Here is a 20,955-nt window from a genome sequence, read left to right on the forward strand (position 1 = left end):
ATCCAAAGGGAGGTTTCGGCAGCTAGGGACACATGCGGGCTGCCAAAGGTGGGTGGTTCATGTATCGTATTATCATCGCCGATGATCACGGCTTGTATCGTCGTGGGCTGCGGCTGGCATTGATGGCCGGCATTCCAGACTTGGAAATATTCGAAGCGGCGTGTTTTGATACCGTCATAAGCCTGCTTGAAGATCAGGCGCCCGTTGATCTCGCCATCCTCGACCTGAACATGCCGGGACTGTCCGGTCAGGATGATCTTCGCGACGTCTTACCGGCTCATCCCGACACACGGTTTGCAATTGTCTCGGGGACCGATTCACGCGCCGAGATTCTGACTGCCCTTTCGATTGGACTTCATGGCTATATCGTAAAGTCCCAAACGGACGAGGAGGTGGTCCTGGCGGTGAACGAAATCCTGGCCGGCCGTATTTACGTTCCGGCACTTCTTTCACAAAGGTCGAAGGAGCCGGTACGCCTTCCATCCGGGGCTCCCACGCAAATGCCCCACAGAACCATCAGCGCCAACAATCTGGGCAGGCTTACGTCTAGACAGAAGGAAGTCCTCAGGTTGATGGCCGAAGGTTACTCGAACAAAGAGATTGCCCGCTCTCTTGAAATTGCAGAAGCGACGACGAAGATTCATGCTGCCGCCGTCCTGCGCGAACTTGGAGCACGAAATCGGACGGAAGCCGCGGTGTTGCTGAAGACATGGGCCGCCAGAGACATCAACTAGCGCCGATTGCTTTTGGCGGCAGCCGGACCGAATATTTCAGTCCGTGATCCAGCATCTCAAGCTTGGAAGAGTGGCCCACGATAGGCTCACCGTCGGCTCCAATGATCAACGACCCAAAACCGCGCCGAGCCGAGGTGGAGACCCGGCGCTCTCCCGATTCCGACCATTCAAACACTATGTCGGCGCCGGGCTCCTGGGCTGCGAATTGCCACACGACCTCGATGCGGCCTGCCGGAGTGCCGAGAGCCCCATGCTTCACGGAATTGGTCGTAAGCTCGTGAACGATCATTGCGAAGCTCTCAGCCGAACCCTCAGCCATTTTAACCTCTGGTCCACTGAACGAAATGTTGTGCGTACCCATATAGGGCTGCAATTCCTGAACGATGAGATCGCGCAGGGAAGCCGACAGGCTGCCATCGCGTGAAAGAAGCAGGTGCGTCGCCTGGAGTGCGCCGATTTTTTCGATCAGTGTCTGCTTATAACGGGCGATATCGTTGTCGGGGGCACCAACCATGTTTACAAGCGCCGTGATCACCGGAAACAGATTGTTGAGCCTATGGCGCTGTTCAAGCATGGCCCGCTCTCGCTTCTTCGCCGCAGCCCGCAGCAGAATGGTTATGCGCCGATCAGTGAGATCCGCGGCGACCCCTATTCGCTGTGCACGACCATCGCGCAATTCGTCCCGTCCCCGAAGAGCAATCCAGCGGATATGCCCGCCAGCTCGCCTGATGCGGATCTCCGCGTCATAGTTGGCGCCTGATGCAAGCTCTCGCGGGGCCGTCAGATTAGGCAAATCGGCCGGGTGAACGACCGCGGCCAATTCCTGCAATGGACGGCTCGGCGCGGGTGCCAGTCCCATCATTTCCCAGAACGCGGCTGAGCCGTTCACGAACCCGCTCTCGAAATCTATGCGCCATGTTCCCAACCGGCTGGACGATAGCGCCAGGTCCAACCATTCCTTCTGAGCCCGGAGTGCCTCGCGGGCGGTTCGCTCTCCCGATATGTCGTCCACCATTACAAAGATGCTTTGAGGGAGAGCATCGGCTGGCACGGCTAAAGACAGTGCCAATCTTGTCCACAAAACCGTGCCGTCCTTTCTCAGGAGACGGATCTCCGAGCCGAACGAAGTCGTGTCTTTGAGGCGAGTCAACGCTTCCGCCAAAGTGTGGTTGTCCTCAGGATGGATGAGTGTCCTGACTGGCAAACTAGAAAGCTCCTCCTCGGCATACCCTGTCATCTCACAAAGACGTTTGTTGGACCGTTGCAACTCTCCGTTCTCGCTCATGTTGGCAAAGCCAATGGCGGCACGTTCGAATGCCCAGCGATAACTGTTTTCGGTTGCCTCCAAGGCCACGAGTCTATCCTCGGCAACCTGCAAAAGGGTGCGGTAGTCTTGCCTCTGCCGGTGGAAAGTCAGGGCGATCATCCCCCCTGCAACCAGCAGCAGAATGGCCCGAATCCAAACGTCCACGTCGATTGGATTGTGCAGGATATCCCGCGCCAACAAGCCGACGGCCACCATCACAAACGTTGCCGCAAGGGCGATCAGGCGATCTTCGAGATATGAGATGGCAATAATGGTGGGAATAAACTCAAAAAAACCGACGTCGTATGCCATGGAGGCGGGCAGCGCTGTCTCGACCGCAAGTGTCGCGATCAGAAGCGACATCGAGGCAAGGTGGGTTAGCAACTTGCCTGAGCTGTTCGGATGCAAACTGAGCGAATGCAAACGCATATGCCAGACTATAACCTTCTGACTAGTCCGTCGAGATTAGGCCGAAAAGCGTACAGACTAGTCCGACCGCAGGATTGTTCCCCGGGATTGTAGCGCGCATTTTGTCCGATGTCGGGGGCGGATCGGACCGCAACTCTCCAAGCGACCTGACTGACATGTTTAAGGCACCTCCTTTTGACTGGGAGGCGTTGCCGTTTTGCGGGAGGTAAGAAAATGGCATTGGTTGGTAGGCAGGATGATGGAGTTCTTGGTCGCCAATATGGAAGTTTCGGGGGAAAGCCCGTTTCCGCCTTGAGAACGCAGGGTGGCCATAGTTCCGCCTGGCATCAAGCACCACAAAGGTTCGACGGCGTGGCTGTCGAATCACGGCAGAGCAGCCTTGCATCTGTTGTGAGAATGCTTGATCGCATCGGTTGTGGCTATCTGATCCTGAACAGCGACAGGAAGGTCATGGAGTGGAATTCAGCTGCTCAAAACACCCTGGAGCGCGAGGGCGAGGCAGCTGATACGGCCGGCAAAGTGTCTGTTGCTCTGAGACGGCTGATCGCAAACGTGCCGGGCAATTTTCTTCCTGGCACGCTTTCATGGGTGGTGATCCGCGGCATGGGCGACAGGCCTCTGATATTGAACGAGAAGGGCATAGCAACGCCTGACGCGACAAGTATCGTGGCGCTGCTGGATCGTGAAAACAGGTCCGGGCCAAATCCCCAGACGCTGCAAAGAATGTTTGGCCTGACGAGTGCCGAAACGCAGCTTGCGCTGCGCTTGGCGCAGGGGGATGCCCCTTTGGACATAGCCCGCAAGCGGCGCTTGAGCCGGACCACGATAAGGTCGCAGCTGGCGTCGCTGTTCGCCAAGACCGATACACGGCGCCAGGCGGAACTGGTAGCTCTTCTTGGGCGCATATGCGTCTTGCCGTGAGGTAACGGCCGTACCATTCGCGCGCACAGGCTTGTGCGCGCGCAATCTGTTGCCGGCGCGCTTGTCCGCCAGCCTCACCCTACCGCCGACGTGTGCGCACCCGGCCCAATCTTGGGCGGATTGCAAACACGTGGTTAAGCACGTGCCAGCCCGCCACCTTCATGACGGAAGGCCGGAAGATCTGAATCCCATCCAGGAACGTGGTCAACCAGGACTGCTGGTGGAACCGCATGGGAATACGAGCAACCCGCAACGCCCGCAGCAATGTCTCGGGAGGCGGGAGATGGTTGCGATCCTTGATGAGATTCCAGTTAAGCTGCTTGACGGCGAGGGTCACTTCGTCGACCTCGCGGAAACTCTTTGTCGTGGTAATGCTTGGATGGTTCGTTGCATCGTAAAAGGTAAGCGGATCGCTTATCGCCACCATGTCCCCATGGCTGGCTAGATCGACGAAGAACAGTTGATCCACTCCGGCCGGAATCTCTTTGTGCGTGCGCATCAAGCAGCCGGCACGAATGACGTCGCTGTTGATCAACAATGTGGATGGAATAATACCCAGGCAGCGTGTCGCGCGCACCAGATAGAGGTCCATCAGGCACTGCTGGCTGGAATAAAGGGAGATCGGTTCCTGCTCCTTGGGGACTTGGCGAAATCTCACCCGCTTGTCCTCGATTATGTTTGCGGCAGACGTCATGAAGGCGACCGAGGGGTGCTGATTGGCGACTTCGGCGAATGTCCTGAGTGCACCTGGCGCAAGCCAGTCATCGTCATGCAGCAACTTGATCCATCGCCCGGAGCAAGACAGCATAGCGTTGTTGGTGTTCTCCACCTGACCGCGACCTCGGCTGTTTTCGATGATGCGGATGCGAGGTTCGCTTCGTGCATAGTCGGTCACGATAGCCCAGGTCTCACCCTCCGGTCCCTCGTCGTCGCTCACGACCAACTCCCAATCGGAGTAATCCTGGCCCAAGACGCTGTCGATCGCCCTGCGTATCGTATCCGGTCGGCGAAAGGTTGGTATCCCGACCGAGATAAAAGGGCGTGACCATGAGACATCGGCACGGTCATGCTGGGTGACCGCAACTGCCGTTTGAAGGTTGTCAACCGACGACGAATTCATGGTGTTTTTTCCTCGAGACATTCATGTTGGATGCACGTTGCAGCGCCTGCTGGTTGAGGGTCGTGAGTCAGCAGATACAGCGATGCTGCCAATTTCAGAGCGAAACCCGACGCGCCGCCGGCGGCCATGAAATAGATGACGGTGACTGGCTGCCAGCCCGCCTGGGCGCCGGCGAGCAGCGGGCCAAACACGAGAACCGCTCGTGCGAGGTCGATGACCAGTCTTGTTCCCTGCCGACGTAACAGAGCGGGAACATCGCTAAGCGGAGTCGACAACGCTTGTGCCGCGCCCATCAGCGCCAGTGCGGTCATGATTTCCGCAGTGGGCATCCAAGGCTCGCCCAGGAGCGGAACGACCACATAGGGCGCGGCGAGTCCAAGCAGCAATATCGGCACGGCGGTAAAGCCGGCGGCCAGCAGGAGAAGCCCGCGCGCCACACCAAGCAGGTGTCCACGATTGTTGTTCTGGTTTGCTTCGGCGACAAAAACATTGCTGAGCGGTGAAGCGATCAGCGTCACTGGACCGGTAACCAGGCGCGTTGCTACGCCCAAATATCCGGCAAATGCGGTGCCGAACAGCCCACCGACAAGAACTGCCGGAAGATTGTTGATCGCTATGCTCGCGAGTGTTGCGGGAATATCGAACAGAGGAAATTTGTATTCCCGCCGAGCCTTTTCGAACACCGCACGCCAAGGTGCCCGTACGATGCCGCGCATATCCTCCCAGCTCGTCACCCGATAACCGATATACCCGATAAAGACGAACTGGCTCAGAATATGGGCATGGATCATCGCTTCACCGCCGAGGTTGGCGAAGCCGAAAGCCAATTGCAGTGCAGCCATGCTCGCCGGCAGGATCAGCCGCCCAAGGGCAAAGTCACGCAAAAGGCCGGCACGCAGGCTCCAGCAGTTCATGGCCTCGACCAGACCTGCGCCTCCCATTCCGATCGGAATGAGCCAGGCGAGCGAGCCGAGGCGATTGGGAGCAAGGTTCGACAGCATCTGTCCGGCCGAAAAGGCCAGAACGGTCGTCACGAAGACAGCCAAAAGGATAAGCTTGACCGTCACATAGGCCTGCGCGCTCCCCTTCACCCCATAGAGTGACGCCTCGAAGCGCAATGCTGCGACCCCGGCGAGGATGTTCACGATCGACAGATAAATCGTAAAGATGCCGAAATCCGCAGGCGAATAGAGCCGCGCCAAAACCGGAATTGCAGCAAGAAGAGTGAGTTGGCCGGCAATTGCCATCGCCGACACTTCACCAGCTGCACGAATGATCGAACCGATCGTGCTCGGCCGAACAGCGATGATGGCTGTCTCGGCCGCGGGAACCATCTTGGGTCTCAGAAGGTCGCTTAGTGCCATCGGTTCGCGCTTCCGAGGGAGACATATCGGGGATTGCCGCAGCCTACGATGCACACCGGACCTTGCCATCATTCACCTGAATGACGCGCTCTGCGGACAGGCTGCACCGTGAATCGTCCTGGCCGCTCCCTGGATGAACCGCCCCGGATCGTCCGCAGCCCAAGGACGAGCCTGTGCTTGATCATGCTATTTGCTCGCGCAAGAGATCGGCGCTATCCTCGAGCCGATATCCGGCATGTTTTTTCAAGTTCACTTGCGTGAGGACGCTGCCGACAGGTATCGCCAGAGAACCGCTGCCCTGAAGGAGTTCCAGCACCCCGCGAGCGAGGGTGCGTGGCGTTTTCCTCCACCGGACGGCGAAAAGCACCGCATCAGCCCATCCAGCCAGAAATTTGGCTTCCGGCCGCCCGAGCGCCGACGGCAGGTTTATGATGACGATGCGGTAGGTCAAGTGCAGATCCGCCATCACTTTGCCCCCATCCTCGCAGGACAACACCGCCAGCAGATCGTCCGACGGAGCAGCGGTCATCACGTCGATGCCGATTTCATGCAGACTGGCCACGGCATTTTCCAGGTTGCTGCGATTGCAGACATAGTCAGCGAAGGAATGGCGGCTCTTGCGCTCGCTGAACTGATGCAGGAACTCGAGCGTGAGTTGAACGCCCTTGCGTTCAAGATCGATCAAGAGGACTCGACCGCCCATCCGCGTGCCGGCCAGCGCTAAACTCCATGCGAGCTCGGTCCCCCCATCCTCCGGGACGCTGGAGGTGACAAGCGCCGTGTACGACGAACGAGCCCTCAGCGCATTGGGCGCCGCAGCAATTAGCAACGACGTCACGGCGCGGCTATAGGCGGAGCTGCGCTCGCCCAGGACAAGGGTTCGCAGTCGTTTGGCATGCACCCTGCCGGCTTCGGGAATCTGCCCCATGCATGGAACCTTGAGGATCGCTTCCGCCTCGGCCTCGCCGCGGAAAGTCCGATCGAAGTGATTGCGCATCGTGACGAAAATCGCCCCCAGAATAGCGAACACAATCATCCCTGGCGGGACAAGGAAGATGGCAGGCAAGGTCTGCGGGATGGTCGGCGGCCACGCCGCCGATAGGATGGAAATTCCAGCCGAGGGAACTCCGATACGCCGCGTCAAATCTTGTTGCCGGCCAAGAAGTTCGTTGTATCGCTGGGTCAGCAAACTGACCTGCGGCTCGAGAGCCCGCAACCCGGAAAGCCGGCTGGCGGTGTCGGCCATGACCGCATCCAAAATGGCCTTCCGGCTTTCAAGAGTGGCGATCTGGGCACGGAAAATGTTCGCGTCCGCAGCAATCTTGTCTATGCCTTGTTCGACCTTGCTTTCAGTAGCGTTTCTGAGTTCCGGGTCCGCAGGCGCGCGAGCCTGTCGAGCCGCAAGGTCGGCAAGTTCAGGCCCGCCAATAGCTTCGGCCACGGAGGCGAAAGAAGCCCCCTGCTCTCGAAGCTCCTGAACATGTCGCAGCCGAGTTTCCACAGCGGCGAGATCCGCGTTTGACATCGACAATTGCTGGCTGAGGTCGGCCCGTTCCCTGGCTGCATTGTCCGCCGAGCCTTGGTCGATGGCTCCGTGGCTCAGCCGATATTTCTCAAGGCGGTCGGCCGCTGCCTGCAGATCGTTTTGCAGCCTTGGCAGGCTGGTGGTGATCGCATCGAGTTCTTGCTGGTCGGACGCCTGCCTTCTCCTTATTAGATTGTCGACATAGACCTGAGCGAATGTGTTGGCCACGAGCGCCGCCCGTGCGGGACTGTCATCGGCGAAAGCGACGGAGATTACTCTCGATCGCAGCTCCTGCCCGACCCGCATTCCTCGCCGCAAAGCTCTCAACTCGGAGGCATCCTCGGCTTGTGAATCGTTGATTGTTTTGTCCGCTCCTGGCCACAGCCGGTCCAGTAGACCACCGGCAAGTGAGCGTGTCCTCGGGGGAGGGATGGCAGACGGCTCAAGCCGGGAATTCTTGGTGGCGGAATTGTCCTGTCCGGTGTCCGCCGCACCTGTCTTGCGCAGTGCCGCCATGACGCGGCGCAGGTGATCTTGCGACGATAGCATCGTGATGTGGTCATCTATGCTTGAATCAACGAGGTCCTGCGAAGACGGGGCGCCGACGGGCAGTGAACCGCGCGATGGGGCGTCGATGATAAGCTGGGTAGTTGCCTCGTAGAGAACCGGTCGAAGGCTTCCCAGCAACCCCGCCAGCAGGCCGCCCAACACAGCGAAGCCAACAATAGACCATTTTCGCCTTGCCAGGATGACGAAGAGTTGGCGCGACGCGGTGGGCGGCTCGACATATTCGCGCAATGACCGCACGTGCACTCTGCCTTCGAGAACCGGTGCTGGTGGTTGATTGACTCGTGGCAGCTGGATCGGGCTGATTGCGGAACCTACCATATTATACTCCTGCCAGATCGGGTTCATGAATTGGGGCGGTTTGCTGTGCTTGCCGGTTGGCGTTGCTCCGCCAGGCCTGGAACATCAACGCCGACCACAATTCGCGCGACCGGTTTTGGCCATCAATGTGATCGCGCCAGCAGGCGTCGATCTTCGCAGCGTCCAATACATCACTGCTTTCGGTTCGCATGTCGGCGAGAAGATCGGTGGCCCAGTTGCGCAGCGGACCCCGCAGCCATGCAGCGATAGGGACATCGAAGCCCTGTTTCGGACGCTCGATCAGATGCTGCGGGAGATAGCGGCGTAGCAGTTGACGAAGGATCCATTTGCCGGCGCCATCACGAACTTTCATGTTGGATGGCAGCCGCCAGGAGAATTCGACAACGCGGTGGTCAAGCAGAGGACACCGGCCCTCGAGGCTGTTGGCCATGGTGGCACGGTCCAGCTTCACCAAGATATCGCCAGGCAAGTATCCCGCCATGTCATCGCACAGAAGACGGGAGAGCAGGTCGTCAAGCGGCGGACCGCCGTAGCCGTGGATTGGTTCGGTCGGCCGCTGACGTCCCAGGTTTTCAGCCTGTGGCCGCGCCAGCCGCTGAAACAATTCGTCTTCATTCGATGCCGTGAGCAGCCGGGCGAGACGTTCCAGTCGGTCGCTCCGGATAAAATGCCTCGCGCTCGCAGAGAGCGGCAGTTTGCCAACGACATCGTCACGTCCTGCGCGTGCGAAAAAACCTGCCCCAGCCGCCAAGGTTCGGCGCAGTTGTCGGGGCAGGCGCAGGTGTCGTTTCAGCCGCTCCGCCATGAAGTGGCGGCCGTATCCTGCGAAGCATTCGTCACCGCCGTCGCCCGACAGCGCTACGGTGACGTGCTGACGAGCGAGCCTGGCAACGAGCAAGGTCGGTATCTGCGATTCATCGGCGAAGGGTTCATCCCAGACCTGCGGCAACTCGGGAATGACGTCACGTGCGGCGCTGGGCGAGAGGTGAAGTTCGGAGTGGTCGGTACCCAGATGACGGGCAACGGCCGCTGCGTATGGAGCTTCATCAAAGCCGCCCTCTGCGAACGAGATCGTGAAACTGCGAACCGGCTTGCAGGATTGAGCCTGCATCAAGGCGATCACGGCTGAGCTGTCGATGCCCCCCGACAGGAAGCCGCCTAGAGGGACGTCGGCGATCATGCGTTCCCGCACGGCCAGCCGAAGCCGGTTGTCAAGTTCGTCAACCAGATCTTCGTCGGTGCCGGTGGCGGGGTTCCGTCGCCCATCGGCAGCAACGTCAGCCAGTGACCACCAGCGGCGAACGCGTTGGGAAAGACGGTCCGCGCTGCGGTCTTCGGCAAAATTCGCCGCGGTGACGCAAAGGACAGAACCGGGCGGCAGTTTGAACACGCTTCGCCAGATACACCGGTGGTCCGGCACCCATCCCGTTGAAAGCATTGCCGCCGCGGCATCAAGATCAAGGTCGGAAGAAAAGCCCGGAAAGGAGTTGATCGCCTTCAGCTCAGAGGCGAAAACCAATGCGTCTCGGGTCGAAGCAACATAGAGGGGCTTTTTACCCATCCTGTCGCGGGCCAGATAAAGGCTTCTTGTCTTCAGATCCCACAACGCGAACACGAACATTCCGGCAAAGCGTTTGAGGGAGGTCTCAAGCCCCCAATGCTCGATTGCGCTGAGCATCACTTCAGTGTCGCTGGCACCTTGAAAGGTTTGGCCCGCACACTCGAGTTCGCAACGCAAATCGCGAAAATTGTATATCTCACCGTTGAAGGTGATCACGTACCGGCCGCTGGCGGAACGCATCGGCTGGTGCCCGGCGGCTGACAGGTCGACAATTGCCAACCGCCTGTGGCCCAGTGCGATTCCAGCTTCGCGATCCGCCCAGAGCCCTTCGCCATCCGGGCCCCGGTGACGCAGCGATGCGGTCATCCGCCCGATCGCTTGGAGCGGCTTTATGTCTGTGGCATCGGAAGCCAATAGAATTCCCGCGATCCCACACATTAGGGCACCCTCGGTTCAGCAAGCTGCCGCCGAAGTGCGGCCGGATTTCCGGCAACGAGGCAGAAAGCCAGCGAAAACCACACGATTGGATGGCGGATGATCAGGTGAGGCATGCTGAAGATTATCGTCGACGCACAGAGCACCAGCAGCGCGTCGAATCCCGCTCGCCAGGCAAGCGACATTGCGGCTCCCACGATCCAGACCAATGCCATCACGGCAAGCAATCCGCCCTGCAGGTAAAGGTCAAGAACGGTATTGTGGGCCTCGAAGGGTCGCTGCAGAAATTGACGGTCGGCGACGGGCGGGCGCTCGAGGTGGGGCCCAGGGCCCAATCCCAGGGATCCGGATTTCAACCCTTTTTCCACGGCCTCCTCCCACAGATAGAGCCGGAGTTCGAACGTTTCGAGTGTCGCTTCTCCACCTTGGTCCTTGGTAAGGCTCTTGGCAAAATGGGCGACGCTGGCCTCTTCGGTGAGCGCGTACGGCGTCATCGCCAGCGCTAGAGGCAAGGAACCCGACAACAGCACAATTGCTGCCAGGCGAGACAGGCTGGCGCGACCGCTCGTTGCGATCCATGCACGAAGCCGCAATCCGAGAAAGACGAGGCAGCTCAGGATACTGGTGTAGAGATAGGTGTCGCTCTTCGTCAGCCGGCCGACATAAAAGGTCAGGATCAGGCTGGAGAGTGCGAGCACACGGCGCCATGGATTGCGGGTGGTCGTGGCAAGGTGCAAAGCCAGGGGGCCAAAGAGCGCGCAATAAAGCGCAAGTTGGTTCGGGTTCTCGGACCAGCCACGGAACCTGTCCCAGAACCAGGGGTCGACGCCGGACTGGTGGGCTACCCCAAATGCCAATCCCAGCTGAATCACGAAGCTCCCATTTGCGATGGCGATCACCCACCAGGCACTGCGGCGAAGGTGACGATCGGCGTCGGGCTCCGCGGCCGCCAGGCATGTGAAGCCGGCCAGCAGCATGTAGGCCATCACGTCATGTATCAGCCCGGTCAGGTAAAGGACGGTGGTCAGGTAGCCGACGATCGTGCCGATTCCCAAAGCCAGCGACAAGATCAGCCAGAAGCTCGCCAGTTGGACAAAAGCGGGTGTGACCTGGAGACGACCCCCGGCGAATATTCGTCCAATCGCCAGAACGATCCAGATCGCGATGAACAATTCGCCATAGCCGAGCGGCAATCCCGGAACGCCCAGTTGCGTCGCATAGGACATCGCAACTCCCAGGGCGAGCAAGGCGTCCCGGATCATTGACGTGCTCCGCCCCGGTGATCTGCGAGGCTGCCCTCAAGTGCGACAGCAGGGAGCGGTCGCGGAAGCCCCGCGCGGAGTGTGTTTTCGTATAGGTCGCAGTACTGATCGACCACCAACGGCAGGGCAAATCGCTCCCGCACAAGTTCAGCGGAACGGGCGCCCATTGCCTTGGCCGCTGCGCAGTCGGACAGCAAGTCTATTGTTCGCGAGGCAAGGGCATCGGCATCATGCGGTGCAACCAGGTAGCCATTCCACCCGTCTTCGACGACGTCTCTGCAGCCTGGCATCCTAGAAGCCACGATTGGCAGTCCCGCAAGCCCTGCCTCCAGCAACACACGCGGTACTCCTTCGCGATACTGGGTGGGAAAGGCGAATACATCGGCCATGCCAAGGAGATCAGCTACATCGCGTCGTGGACCCAAGGCCAGCACATGAGGTGCGTGCCGGTCGATCTCGGACTTGTCGATTGCGAATGAGCCTTCGGATTCTCGCGGACCGACAAGCACAAACCGTGCTGCGGGTCTTTCGGCCACGATGCGAGGAACCGCCTTGAGGAGGGTTCCCACACCCTTCTGACGGGTCAAGCGGCCGACAAAGATCACCACTTCGGCGGACTGGAGGCCGAGTTCCCTACGCATCTTCGTTGCCGAGGACCCGAGATGGCGCACCGTTGCGAACGCATCGACATCGATTCCGGAACTGCGTATCAGTCGCGAGCTTCCGCGACCGATCAGCCGAAAGCGCTCGAAGAACAGTTGGTCATCGCGATTTTGGAAAACGGTCGCTGCCGTCCACGAAGACGCGAGCCATTGCAGTGCGCAATAGACCGGACGCAGAGCCAAAGCGCGAGGCGCCAGCGATGAGAACGTCCAGCCCAGCCCGTTGATGGTGCGAATGACCGGGATTGTTCCCCGCATGGAAAGGGGCGTCAACAGATTAGGCTTGGTGTCGAAACTCTGGATGATGTCGGGCCGAAGCTCCCGCATCAATCGGCGCATCGTTCCTAGAGCGCGCCATTCCCCGCCGCCAGATGCAAACCGATCGAAGGAGAACCTGTGATGCGAAATGTCATGCCGCAGAAACGGTACGGGAGAACCGCTCGAGACCGCCGTAACGCGAAAGCCTTTCTCTCGCAGCGCGATGAGGAAGGGAACTCTCAAGGCGTGATCCTCGCCTCCCACGCAGACCAGGTGCGGGTTCATCTGCCTCTCCCACGCACATGGCAGTCAAGTCGAGGAACCGATCGGCTCTCGATGCTGCCATCGCCCGGTTTCACCACCTCTGAGCGCATGCCGCCCGAGTGCACGCTAGGGGGACACCAGGTGCCTGTCCTCGTCCGTTTGAATGACACCCGTGATGTTTGGAAGGGCAGCGACCAGCGAGGCGAGATCCCTCGCGGTTACCGGAGCGCTCAGTGACTCGTGTCTCCTGGGCGCGGCATTTGCCTGAGCCGGTACGAGTGGCTGGTCCGCATCACCTTGGCTGTCCAAGGTTCCGAGCGTCCAATTGCGGCGGCGTGGTGCCTGAGCTCCCCGCGGTTCGCCAATGGGCAAAAGTTTTGACACTTGATTGCGCCGGGCCGTCACGCGATGAGTCGGCCCTCGGCCTGCGTCGTCGGATTTTCAGCACCGAATCCGCTCATCAGCCCCTGTTCCGCACAAGCGGAATATCTGACGGCGAGGCCCAGGGGCCTCGCCGACTTCTTAAAGCAGTTCTTCGTCGGGCTGGTTCAGGTGACCAGGAAAGACGATGCGGTAATCGACAGATGCGGAGAGAGGCTCGCGAAATGGATCTGGTTTGCGCCTCCGACGCCGTCGCTGTCGAAAGAAAGAGCTCCCGTCGAACTGTTGTAGATAATGTGATCGGAACTGTCATGCGCGGCTTTGCCGGCAAAGAAAGCGTCCGACGAGAGGCCCCCCTGATCGAGACCGGCAAAGATGGAATGATCGAGGTGAATCTTGTCCTGGGCTTTGTTGAAATCAGTGATCCTGTCGACGTTTCCAGCACCAAGGGCGGTACTGAACACGAAGGCATCTCTGCCCCCGTGCCCGCTCAACGTATCGGCTCCGCCGCCACCGTCGATCTTGTTGCTACCGGCATTGCCGTGAATGGTCTGTCCGAATTCGTTGCCGGTCAGATTGATGGCGGCCTTGCTGGATGCCTTGGTGGTTGCGAGTTGCTCGATATGCGAGCCAGCCGAAAGAGCGAAGCTCACCGAGGCAAGAACCTTATCGGCGCCGCTTCCTCTCTGCTCCACCACCTTGTCGTGGGCATTGTCGACGTAATAGGTGTCATTGCCGCCATAGCCTGTCATCTTGTCGGCGCCACCGCCACCATTGATCTTGTTGGCGCCGCCATTCCCATAGATGGCTTGACCGAATTCGTTGCCGGTCAGGTTGATGGACGCCCTGCCACCCGAATTGGCGGTGGAGAGCTGCTCGACATGTGATCCCGCCGTAAGAGCGTAACTCACCGAGGCCGCGACCTTGTCGAACCCCCCGTTTGGCGCTTCCATCACCTTGTCATGAGCATTGTTGACGAGATATTTGTCATTGCCCGTGGTTGCGTGAAAAACGTCTGCGCCGCGCGTGCCATGGAAGACATGATCGCTGCCCGACGGGGCGGGAGCAGGGGCGCCGGCGTGAGTTGGAGGCGTGGTCGGTGTGCCGACCGGATCACTGACCGGCGGCGTGACAGGATCACTAACCGGGGGCGAGACCGGGGCATGGGTGCCCTCGAGATTGTGCTGAAGGAAAAAGGCTTTCAGTTCCGAGGCGCTTTCAAGCGCGGTGTCGCCATTCTGCGTTCCCCATTTATAGGTATAGTCAAAGGCCGGCGACGGAACCAGTGCGGCCCAACGATCAATCATGGCCTGCTCCTGGGCAGCGGTGGGCATGACAAACTTGCCGCCAGCGCTGGTTTCCCAGTTGCCACCGCCGAACCCCTGATAAAGCGGGATGATCTTGTCGATCGGGATGCCCGCTTCACCGGCAGCCGCAACCATCTTGTCGATGTGGCTGTAGTCTGGAGCCGAAGTGTTGTTGATGGGGTAATAGCCGATGCCGTAGAAATCGATGCCCGTATTCGCCGGATTGTAAGCGGCGTGGGCCGGGTCGTTCGGGTTCATGTAGCTCGGGGAGCCATCTGTGCCCAAGTTCATCATGGTGATGAAGGTCTTGGCGCCGGGAAAATGAGAATGGATCCAGTCGGATTCCGCCTTTAGATTTGCAGCGGTTGCGTAGCTGCCCCACTTGCCTGTCGGATCAGGCTCGTCGCTAAGGTAAAACCCGAACACATCCGGATTACCTATGAAGGGAGTGACTTTATCGATGAAAGACGAAGTTACTCCGTCGTGCTCACCGAGATAAACCAAACCTTTCATGCCATCCGGTAAAGCATTGACTTGTGAAACGTATTGAACATCAGCCAGATTGAATCCGGCGGTTGCGATCTCGGCGGCTGATCCACCGGACGCGTAGTGGAGTGTCATCCAAAAATCCTTTGGTTGATTCGGTTATGCCCCATGTCTGCTTAGTTGACGGCGCATATTAGGCCCAAATCAAATACGACACACGCTGGATAGAATCTTTGATCGCCGACAGGATTGCTGCATAGCAGGAAATGTCCCGCTTCGGGCAACCGAAGTCTTTTAAAACGGTGCCGCAACAACAACATAAGCCCCTCTCATCCGGCTCATTGTTGAGCCGCGTGATGGGGAAATATGCGCCTTTCCCGACAGGGTTATCCCCAATTAGAGGAAAGCCGATGGGGTGCCTCGGCACATGAACCGAGGCTTTCGTCTAAGCCCTTGCGGCTCAGCCGCCGACTTGGCCGTCGAAAGATCGTGCCGCTTGCGGCGTGAAGCGGCCACCTATCGCTGCTTTAGAAACACTTTCTGCCTTGATCCTATTTAAAAAATCTATGGCCCAACTCTCGTTTGAAATATGGTCCGATCCAGCGCATGGAGAAAAGGTCATCTCTCCAAAATATATGTCCCCATTAACGCTGTACAAATCAACCCTGACAAACTCAACATCTATAGATATCGCCTCCGCAATCTCAATCATTTTTTCGAGATTTTCCGGCCTTTCTACGTTTCCTGGTATGCCATAACCGTACATGACATCAATCTGCTTAAAATCCGGAAGAGAAAAGACAGCTCTCTTATGATCAACAAATCTACCGACGTCGACCTGAAGATAAACTGCTTTACCGCGAACACAAAAGAATTTGTAATCACTTAATTCTCCTCCGGTAGAAATATTATCTTCGATAATTATCTTCTTTTCCATTTTATAATATTGCGTCTCTCGTCCAATATTGAAGTACGATCTCTTAGAAAAATTTAAGAATTCCTCTATGGTTTTCCTATTGAGCGGCTTGTCGAGGAACATAACTTTTCCGGAGGAATGGGTGGGCTTCATCACGAAATGATGTCCGATGAAAGGCTCGATCCAAAGTAGGATATCATCTGCCGTTGTATTTCTATTTATCTTGAATACAGAAATCGTCTTTGGGATTTTCAGACCTGCGATTCCACCAGCTATGTACTTGGCATAATGCTTATCAACGCATACCTTCTCTAGATAACCCCATCTATTCCGTATCATTCTATCAAATATAAAATCATTTATCGTAGCAGATTGGCTGGAAACCCGTCTTGGGAACCTGTTGTTTCCATTAAAAAATCCAGCGGCTGCTATGGGGTAGTTCAGAACGTAAAAATTCGGGGTTATCAAGCTGACCCTATATATCGTTTCCCAGACAGCTCTTCTTAATTTTCGATACTTCTTTTCCACGCAACACCCCACTACGTATCGAATTCAGCCCAATATCGCCATGCGATCGGCTTAGGCGACCCCTCGAAGACATTTTGAAATAGGAAATCGCGAACCGAAGCGCAGTCGCAATTCTCATTTCGGTCGCCTCGATTTACTCTTCCATTGTTTGCGGATAACGCACCGACTACCGCAGCCTCCGCTCTGATAACGACGATGGTGAAGGCGCGATCCGCCTTCTTGGGCAGATTGGCAGCCGTCCGCCAGCCGAGGCGGGTTTGAGCCCGTCGGCCAGAGCGCCCCGAGGTGAACGAGCCTTTTATCCAGTCGCCATCCTGCGCATGAGCTAAACCCAGAATACGGTCAGGCTCGATCACTGTCCTCGTCCGTTTGAATGACGCATGCTGCGCGCCGTCCTGACGGTTGTCCACTTGCCGCCGCTGAAGTCTGGGGGACTGGATGCCGGACTTCACTGCCGCACCATGGCCCTATCGTACGTAATGGAGTGTCAACCAAAGATCATTTGGTTGATTCGGTTAAACCCAACGTCTGCTCAGGTGATTGGTGTAATCACGACGAAATCAAATACAAAATACAGAACGATAAAAGGTTTGATTGATCTAAGTTGTTGCTCCGCATCAGGTATTTTGTGCCAACCACCGCGGCGTCTTTGAAAGTGTGTGGAAGCAAGGACATAAGCCCTTTTTGCGTGTTCGATTCTGGACTGCGTTACTAGCGCGAATTGCCCTTTTTTGGGGAAGTTATCCCCAGCCTGTGCACGCTGCGGGTCACGCTTCGTTGGTCCTGCGCCACGAATCCGCTGCATTTTCCTCAAAGTCGACGTATGTAAGCAGAGCGTAATAAGGGGGGCGACGGATAGCGGCTGCTATGCGCATCAAGAAAGGTTTGAGCCATCACAACTTACGGAAGTAACGGCGCGGCAGTGTCGCGCGAACGACCGCTGGTCATGAAAACATCGGGGGCCGGTTCTCCCGAGCTGCGTTCCGCCATTCTCGCCTGCATGCCTGGGCTGCTTGGCGTGGCGCTGTTCTCGGCAGTGATAAACATTCTCGCTCTGACCGGTTCGGTCTATATGTTGCAGATCTACGATCGCGTTCTGCCGTCGCAGAGCGTTCCCACCCTGGTGGGCTTCACGATCGGCATGCTGGGCCTGTATGCGGTCTACGGGCTCCTGGATTTCGTGCGGCTTCGCGTGCTGGTCCGCATCGGCAGTCTTCTCTATAGAAATTTGCAGCAAAAGGTGTTCTCCATCTCCCTATCCTTGCCGCTCAAGGCAGGACGTGATGCAGGCCGTCTGCAGCCTTTGCACGATCTTGACCGACTGCGCGGCTTTCTTTCCGGAACGGGACCGACGGTCATCTTCGACGCTCCGTGGATCCCTTTTTATCTGGTGATCATTTATTTGCTCCATCCTTTGCTAGGCTTGTTGGCAACCGTCGGCGCGATCGCCGTGGTCCTCCTGACGGCGGTTGCGGAAGTCTTTAGCCGTGGTCCGGCCGCGCGCGCCTCCGAGGAGCTGTCGTCGCAACGGGCGCTTGCCGACTCCGCCCGGCGCAACGCCGAGGTCGTTCATGCAATGGGGCTTTCTGGTCGACTGGCTCGACGCTGGAGCGACGTCAGCCGCGCATATCTTGGTCAGCAGGAACGCCTCTCGGATGTCGTCGGTGGCGCCAGTTCCTTCTCGAAGGCGCTTCGCATGGGTCTGCAATCCGGCGTTCTGGGGCTCGGTGCTTACCTGGTCATCGGCGGTGAAGCTTCTCCTGGGGTGATCATCGCATCTTCCATATTGCTCGGCCGGGCCTTGGCCCCGGTTGACGCGGCGATTGCAAACTGGAGAGGCTTTCTATCGACCCGGCGCAGCTATAGCGAGCTGGCAGCTGTCATGGCTGCATTTGGCAGTCAGGACGACCCGATGGAATTGCCTCGTCCACAGACACGATTTGCCGTCGAGCAACTGACAGTCGCGCCGCCCGGCCTGACAAGACCGACCGTGGTGAATGTGAGCTTCCATCTGTCGAGAGGCGCTGGGATGGCCGTAATCGGCCCAAGCGGTTCCGGCAAGACAACTTTGGTGCGTTCGTTGGTCGGAGTGTGGAAGCCGCTCCATGGCTCGGTAAGATTGGACGGCGCCTCTCTCGATCAATGGAACTCGGAACAGCTCGGCGCCCATATCGGCTACATGCCGCAGGATGTGGAGTTGTTTGACGGCACGGTAGCAGACAACATTTCGAGGTTCCGAGGCAAGACGGATCCAAAAGGCGTCCTTGCGGCGGCAAGAGCAGCCGGCGTCGAGAAAATGATAATGCAATTCCCTCAGGGATTTCAGACCCGCATCGGCGAGGGCGGAGCGGCCCTGTCGGCAGGGCAGAGGCAACTCGTGGGTCTCGCCCGAGCACTTTATGGCGAGCCGTTTCTTGTCGTGCTCGACGAACCGAACTCGAACCTCGACGTGGATGGGGACGCTGCCCTGGCCGGCGCCATACGGACAGTGCGTCAGCGCGGGGGCATCGTCATTGTCGTTGCGCATCGTCCTTCGGCACTCGCGAATATCGATCAGGTGCTGGTTATGTCGAATGGGACGGTTCATGCCTTTGGCTCGCGCGAGCAGGTCTTGGCAAACGTGCTCCGACCTTCACCGCCTGTTTCACCTCGGCCATCTTCTTTGGCGCCGATACCGGGTGTTGCCGGACATGCATGAAGCTCTGCTCGAAACATTCGTCGCTTTCTCATCGTATGCTCGGACCCTTCGTGGCAGCAAACGGGCTGCCGTGAGCGCGCCAGATCTGCCGGACGGTATACGGGCCAACCTGATATTCGGCTTGGTGATTACAGGTCTGCTGGTCCTTGGCGGCGGCCTGTGGCTGGGGTTGACCAACATCGCCGGCGCTGTGGTTGCACCGGCCACCGTGGTGGTAGAAACCAACGTCAAGAAGGTCCAGCATCAAACCGGAGGCACAGTGGGCGGGATCTTCGCGCAGGACGGAGATCATGTACGAGCCGGCGACGTGCTGGTCAGACTGGACGACACGCTGACTCGCGCGAACCTGCAAATCATTAGTGAGGATCTCGATCGCGCGACCGTCCGCCTCGCCCGGCTGGAGGCCGAGCGCACGGGCCTGGCGGAAATGCAGCTGCCGGTCGGCCTGAAGGCGCGAATGAACCAACCGGAGCTGGCTGCGCTCGTCAACGGCGAGCGCAGCCTCTTTGAAACGCGCGCCTCGGCTTTGGCTGGGCAGAAGGCACAGTTGAGAAGCCAATCCCAGCAACTTGAACGTCAGATCGACGGTCTTAAAGCGCAACAGAGCGCGGTGGATGAATCGGTTGCTCTGCTGAATAAGGATTTCGCCGACGTTGATTCCCTCTACGCCAAAAAACTCGTCTCCAAGGAGAGGGTGAGCAACATCAGGCTGGATGCCACCCGGGCCAGGGGAGAATCGGGGCGCCTCGCTGCCGCAGTAGCTGAAGCGCAGGCGCGCATTAGCGAAACGGGGTTGCAGATGCTGCAGCTGGATGACCAAAGGCGCACTGACGTGACGACCGAACTCCGCGAGACGGAAGCCAAGCAGACCGAACTCAACGAACGGAGGATTGTGGCCCAGGATGAATTGACCAAGACAACGATCCGCGCGCCGCAGTCCGGAACGATACAGGAATCGGCTGTCCATACCGTCGGCGGCGTTATCGCGCCTGGCGAGATGCTCATGACCATCGTACCTGATGCCGATGATCTTGTGGTGGACGCGCTGATCCCTCCGTCGCGGGTCGACGACGTCCGGCCAGGGCAGCCGGTATCGATTCGTTTTCCGGCGTTCGACGTGGGAACCACTCCGGTCTGCCAAGGGTCAGTGAAACACATCTCGGCAGATCTGATTAAGGATCCGCAACGTCAGCTTTCCTATTTCTCGGCGCGTATCAAGGTCGAAAGCAAATCGAACTGCCTGACCGAAGCGAAGGTGCTGAGGCCAGGTATGCCCGCCGAGGTTCATATCCGCACCGATGAACGCAATGTCTGGTCTTATCTGTTGAAACCCTTTGCGGATCAGATGTCCAAGGCGTTTACGCAGTGATGGCGAGGAGGGGAGGCGAGTAGGATATCGGGATTTCTGGCGGCCCGACGGCTTTTTGGGGGCGGGCGGCCGTCGAGCCTAACCGGCGGCGCGGGGATGAAGCGCCTCCGGCTGGAGGAAACATGCGCGTTATGTGCCGCTACCGCATCATTCGAATAGCGAGGCAGTTTGTCCGCTGTCGGTAGTTTTTGCCCAATGAAATAAACGAACGCGAATGGCGGATGGCGGGCGAGCGGAACCGCAACATCACCCATCAAAGATCAATGTTGCTGCGGTGCGAATTGCGGGGGGGCGGCCAATCCCGTGGGCGTCGTGCTGGCAGGAGCTGGCGCAGCCATCGAGCATCACTGGACGATGGCCTGAGGCGAGTTTGCCAGCCGTGATCTTGCAAAGACTTTGTCTATCCCCGCCCGAAATACGCCTGGTACCACTCGACGAACCGCCCGACGCCCTCGGTCACTGTCGTCGTCGGGCGGTAGCCGACCGCCTGCTCCAGCGCCGAGGTGTCGGCGAAGGTATCGGGCACGTCGCCGGGCTGCAG

Annotated in this window: 15 protein-coding genes and 1 pseudogene; 4 read left to right on the forward strand and 12 right to left on the reverse strand. The window is 58.5% G+C overall.

Features of this window, described 5'->3' with window-relative positions; genetic code table 11:
• Window positions 1-59 precede the first annotated feature (59 nt).
• On the forward strand, window positions 60-734 hold the full coding sequence (locus NKH52_RS25100) for a LuxR C-terminal-related transcriptional regulator (protein ID WP_127294361.1): 675 nt from the start codon (window positions 60-62) through the stop codon (window positions 732-734).
• Here NKH52_RS25100 and NKH52_RS25105 read toward each other — a convergent pair.
• The gene (locus NKH52_RS25105) at window positions 727-2,469 is read right to left on the reverse strand and encodes a PAS domain-containing protein (RefSeq protein ID WP_352734699.1); all 1,743 of its coding nucleotides are present in this window, start codon (window positions 2,467-2,469) and stop codon (window positions 727-729) included. The genes NKH52_RS25100 and NKH52_RS25105 overlap by 8 nt on opposite strands.
• 213 nt (window positions 2,470-2,682) lie before the next feature.
• Between NKH52_RS25105 and NKH52_RS25110 the strand changes: the two genes are divergently transcribed.
• Entirely contained in the window at window positions 2,683-3,390 is a 708-nt protein-coding gene (locus NKH52_RS25110; protein ID WP_352734697.1) for a helix-turn-helix transcriptional regulator, read from the forward strand.
• Between the two features lie 79 nt (window positions 3,391-3,469).
• On the opposite strand, the gene NKH52_RS25115 is transcribed toward NKH52_RS25110, so the two are convergent.
• The 10 genes from NKH52_RS25115 to NKH52_RS25160 all read right to left on the reverse strand — a co-directional run bounded on the left by NKH52_RS25115 (window position 3,470) and on the right by NKH52_RS25160 (window position 17,152).
• A complete protein-coding gene (locus NKH52_RS25115) occupies window positions 3,470-4,510 on the reverse strand; it encodes a glycosyltransferase family 2 protein (protein WP_352734695.1) in 1,041 nt (346 codons plus the stop codon).
• Window positions 4,507-5,844: an oligosaccharide flippase family protein gene (locus NKH52_RS25120; protein WP_352734693.1), complete on the reverse strand. Its 1,338-nt coding sequence runs from the start codon at window positions 5,842-5,844 to the stop codon at window positions 4,507-4,509. The genes NKH52_RS25115 and NKH52_RS25120 overlap by 4 nt, the downstream gene beginning before the upstream one ends.
• A 211-nt stretch (window positions 5,845-6,055) precedes the next feature.
• Entirely contained in the window at window positions 6,056-8,287 is a 2,232-nt protein-coding gene (locus tag NKH52_RS25125) for a GumC family protein (RefSeq protein WP_352734691.1), read from the reverse strand.
• 1 nt (window position 8,288) lies between these two features.
• Entirely contained in the window at window positions 8,289-10,286 is a 1,998-nt protein-coding gene (gene asnB / locus NKH52_RS25130) for an asparagine synthase (glutamine-hydrolyzing) (protein WP_352734689.1), read from the reverse strand.
• On the reverse strand, window positions 10,286-11,545 hold the full coding sequence (locus tag NKH52_RS25135) for an O-antigen ligase family protein (protein WP_352734687.1): 1,260 nt from the start codon (window positions 11,543-11,545) through the stop codon (window positions 10,286-10,288). The genes asnB and NKH52_RS25135 overlap by 1 nt, the downstream gene beginning before the upstream one ends.
• A complete protein-coding gene (locus tag NKH52_RS25140; protein ID WP_352734685.1) occupies window positions 11,542-12,750 on the reverse strand; it encodes a glycosyltransferase family 4 protein in 1,209 nt (402 codons plus the stop codon). The genes NKH52_RS25135 and NKH52_RS25140 overlap by 4 nt, the downstream gene beginning before the upstream one ends.
• A gap of 527 nt (window positions 12,751-13,277) precedes the next feature.
• Window positions 13,278-15,038: a calcium-binding protein gene (locus NKH52_RS25145; RefSeq protein ID WP_352734683.1), complete on the reverse strand. Its 1,761-nt coding sequence runs from the start codon at window positions 15,036-15,038 to the stop codon at window positions 13,278-13,280.
• 325 nt (window positions 15,039-15,363) lie between these two features.
• Window positions 15,364-16,347 (reverse strand): ATP-grasp fold amidoligase family protein, encoded by a 984-nt coding sequence (locus tag NKH52_RS25150; protein ID WP_352734681.1) that lies wholly within the window; start codon window positions 16,345-16,347, stop codon window positions 15,364-15,366.
• Window positions 16,348-16,358: 11 nt separating this feature from the next.
• Window positions 16,359-16,703 (reverse strand): hypothetical protein, encoded by a 345-nt coding sequence (locus tag NKH52_RS25155; RefSeq protein ID WP_352734679.1) that lies wholly within the window; start codon window positions 16,701-16,703, stop codon window positions 16,359-16,361.
• A gap of 176 nt (window positions 16,704-16,879) precedes the next feature.
• Window positions 16,880-17,152 carry a hypothetical protein gene (locus NKH52_RS25160; protein WP_352734677.1) on the reverse strand — a complete coding sequence of 91 codons (273 nt, stop codon included), beginning with the start codon at window positions 17,150-17,152 and terminating at the stop codon, window positions 16,880-16,882.
• A 141-nt stretch (window positions 17,153-17,293) separates the two neighbouring features.
• Here NKH52_RS25160 and NKH52_RS25165 point away from each other — a divergent pair, with 141 nt between their 5' ends.
• Both NKH52_RS25165 and NKH52_RS25170 read left to right on the forward strand, forming a co-directional pair.
• A complete protein-coding gene (locus NKH52_RS25165) occupies window positions 17,294-19,045 on the forward strand; it encodes a type I secretion system permease/ATPase (protein WP_352734676.1) in 1,752 nt (583 codons plus the stop codon).
• On the forward strand, window positions 19,038-20,414 hold the full coding sequence (locus NKH52_RS25170; RefSeq protein ID WP_352734675.1) for an HlyD family type I secretion periplasmic adaptor subunit: 1,377 nt from the start codon (window positions 19,038-19,040) through the stop codon (window positions 20,412-20,414). Before NKH52_RS25165 ends, NKH52_RS25170 begins: the two co-directional genes overlap by 8 nt.
• Window positions 20,415-20,814: 400 nt before the next feature.
• On the opposite strand, the pseudogene NKH52_RS25175 reads toward NKH52_RS25170, so the two are convergent.
• Window positions 20,815-20,955, reverse strand: a pseudogene (locus tag NKH52_RS25175) (capsular biosynthesis protein CpsI); the annotation flags it as partial.

Origin of the sequence: Mesorhizobium sp. M1066 (assembly GCF_040318635.1) — a bacterium.
GTDB lineage: Bacteria > Pseudomonadota > Alphaproteobacteria > Rhizobiales > Rhizobiaceae > Mesorhizobium.

Excerpts from the sequence above, each read along its gene's own strand:
- NKH52_RS25100 (WP_127294361.1), top strand. The coding sequence starts at position 60 with ATGTATCGTATTATCATCGCCGATGATCACGGCTTGTATCGTCGTGGG.
- NKH52_RS25105 (WP_352734699.1), bottom strand. The coding sequence starts at position 2,469 with ATGCGTTTGCATTCGCTCAGTTTGCATCCGAACAGCTCAGGCAAGTTG.
- NKH52_RS25110 (WP_352734697.1), top strand. The coding sequence starts at position 2,683 with ATGGCATTGGTTGGTAGGCAGGATGATGGAGTTCTTGGTCGCCAATAT.
- NKH52_RS25115 (WP_352734695.1), bottom strand. The coding sequence starts at position 4,510 with ATGAATTCGTCGTCGGTTGACAACCTTCAAACGGCAGTTGCGGTCACC.
- NKH52_RS25120 (WP_352734693.1), bottom strand. The coding sequence starts at position 5,844 with ATGGTTCCCGCGGCCGAGACAGCCATCATCGCTGTTCGGCCGAGCACG.
- NKH52_RS25125 (WP_352734691.1), bottom strand. The coding sequence starts at position 8,287 with ATGGTAGGTTCCGCAATCAGCCCGATCCAGCTGCCACGAGTCAATCAA.
- asnB (WP_352734689.1), bottom strand. The coding sequence starts at position 10,286 with ATGTGTGGGATCGCGGGAATTCTATTGGCTTCCGATGCCACAGACATA.
- NKH52_RS25135 (WP_352734687.1), bottom strand. The coding sequence starts at position 11,545 with ATGATCCGGGACGCCTTGCTCGCCCTGGGAGTTGCGATGTCCTATGCG.
- NKH52_RS25140 (WP_352734685.1), bottom strand. The coding sequence starts at position 12,750 with ATGAACCCGCACCTGGTCTGCGTGGGAGGCGAGGATCACGCCTTGAGA.
- NKH52_RS25145 (WP_352734683.1), bottom strand. The coding sequence starts at position 15,038 with ATGACACTCCACTACGCGTCCGGTGGATCAGCCGCCGAGATCGCAACC.
- NKH52_RS25160 (WP_352734677.1), bottom strand. The coding sequence starts at position 17,152 with ATGCAGCGGATTCGTGGCGCAGGACCAACGAAGCGTGACCCGCAGCGT.
- NKH52_RS25165 (WP_352734676.1), top strand. The coding sequence starts at position 17,294 with ATGAAAACATCGGGGGCCGGTTCTCCCGAGCTGCGTTCCGCCATTCTC.
- NKH52_RS25170 (WP_352734675.1), top strand. The coding sequence starts at position 19,038 with ATGCATGAAGCTCTGCTCGAAACATTCGTCGCTTTCTCATCGTATGCT.